Origin of the sequence: Streptomyces ossamyceticus (assembly GCF_001418475.1) — a bacterium.
GTDB classification, from domain to species: domain Bacteria; phylum Actinomycetota; class Actinomycetes; order Streptomycetales; family Streptomycetaceae; genus Streptomyces; species Streptomyces ossamyceticus.
Map to the genome: position 1 here is coordinate 1 of NZ_LIQX01000408.1, position 1,944 is coordinate 1,944.

Annotated in this window: 1 protein-coding gene; it reads right to left on the reverse strand. The window is 73.0% G+C overall.

Annotated features, from left to right (window positions below):
* On the reverse strand, positions 1–1,658 hold a 1,658-nt coding region (locus AOK15_RS27485; protein ID WP_055521048.1), incomplete at its 3' end, for a sensor histidine kinase.
* Between the last annotated feature and the right edge of the window lie 286 nt (positions 1,659–1,944).

Below are 1,944 nucleotides of genomic sequence, written 5' to 3' on the forward strand. Positions count from 1 at the left end.
ACATGGCCGAACGCGCCGAGCTGCTCGGCGCGTTCGGCCATGTTGCGCAGTCCGCTGCGGCGGCCCCCGGACGGGACGCCCACGCCGTTGTCGGTGATCGACAGACGCAGTTCGTTCCCGTCGGTGGCGAGGACGACCTCGGCGCGGTCGGCGCGGGCGTGGCGGGCGATGTTGGTGAGGGCCTCGGAGAGGACGGCCACGGCGTGGTCGGCGATCTCCTTGGGCACCTCGGTGTCGAGCAGGCCCTCCATGCGCACGCTGGGGGCGAAGCCCACGACCGGCGCCGCGTCCCCGACCACCCGTACGGTGCGGGCCCGCAGGCCGGTGCCCGCCGCTCCCTCGCGGGTGCGCAGGCCGAAGATCGTCGACCTGATGATCTTGATGGTCTCGTCCAGGTCGTCCACGGCCCGCGAGACGCGTTCGGAGGCCTCGGTGTGCTCGATGAACCGGCCCGCGCTCTGCAGGGTCATGCCGGTGGCGAACAGCCGCTGAATGGCCAGATCGTGCAGGTCACGGGCGATCCGGTCACGGTCCTTGAGGACCGCGACCTCCTCGGCCTCCAGCCTGCGTTCCGCGAGCTCCATCGCGATGGCCGCCTGGGCGGCGAAGCCCCGCAGGAGGTCGATCTCCTTCTCGGTGAACGCCGTGCGCCCCGCCTCCCGCACCAGGAGCAGCACACCGCGGACGCCGCTCTCGCCGGTGCCGACGGGGACGGCGACGGCCGGTCCGAGACCGGTGAACCCCGGTGCCCCCGCCGAGACCCGCACGTCGTGGACGACGTCCGCGCTGGTGACGGCGGTCGCCCCGGTGAAGGCCTCGCCGAGGAGGCTGCCCTCCACGGGCAGGACCAGACCGTGCAGGATCTCCGCCTCCTGGCCGAGGGCGAGTTCCACGGACAGCGAGTCCGTCTCCTCCATCGGCATCGCGACCCCGGCGAGGGCGGCGCCGGTGATCTCGCGGGCCCGGTCGGCGATCAGGCCGAGGACCTCGGTGCGGTCCCCGCCGGCCATCAGACGGTGCACGATCTCGGCGTTCGCCCGCAGCCAGCGCTCACGGAGCCGGGACTCCGCGTAGAGCCGGGCGTTGTCGATCGCGACGCCCGCCGCGACGGCCAGGGTGAGGGTGACCGAGACGTCCTCCTCGTCGAACTGGGCACCGCCGCGCTTCTCGGTCAGGTACAGGTTCCCGAAGACCTGGTCGCGGACCCGGATCGGGACGCCGAGGAAGGTGTTCATCGGCGGATGGTGGGGCGGGAAGCCGTACGACGCCGGGTGGTCGGAGAGCTTCGCCAGGCGCAGGGGCTCGGGATGGCGGATCAGCTCTCCGAGGATGCCGTGGCCCTCCGGGAAGGGGCCGATACGGGCGATCTGCTCCTCGCTCACACCGACGGTGTGGAAGGCGGACAGACGCTTGCCGTCGGGGCCGATGACCCCCAGGGCCGCGTACTCGGCGTCGACGAGCACGGCGGCGGCCTCCACGATGCTGCGCAGGGCCTGCTCCAGGTCCAGCTCCCGGCCCACCGAGAGCACCGCCTCCAGCAGACTGTGCACCCGGTCCCGGGTGCCGCGGGCGGCGTCCAGGCGCGCCTGGAGCTCCTCCAGCAGTTCGTCCAGCCTCAGCTGCGGCAGCCGTACCCGGGCGTCCTCCGAGCTTCCCACCTGACGGTTCCTCCGGTCCCCTGTTCGCGGACCCCACCGGTCCGGCCCCTGTGGCCAACGTAATGGTCGGCCACAGGGCACGGTAGCGAATCAGGCCGACCTGGTGGGGACCGGGCGGGCAGGCCCGCCTGCGGTGAAGGGCAAGCGGACGGCGCCGGGACCGTCCCCGAGGTCGGGACCTTCGGCACGTGCGGGACAGGTGGGGTCGGAGGGACAATGGAGCCAGGAGCGGCACCGATCCCCCGCGGTGTCGCTCCGTTCTGCGTACCGGCCGACGGCCGTCGGC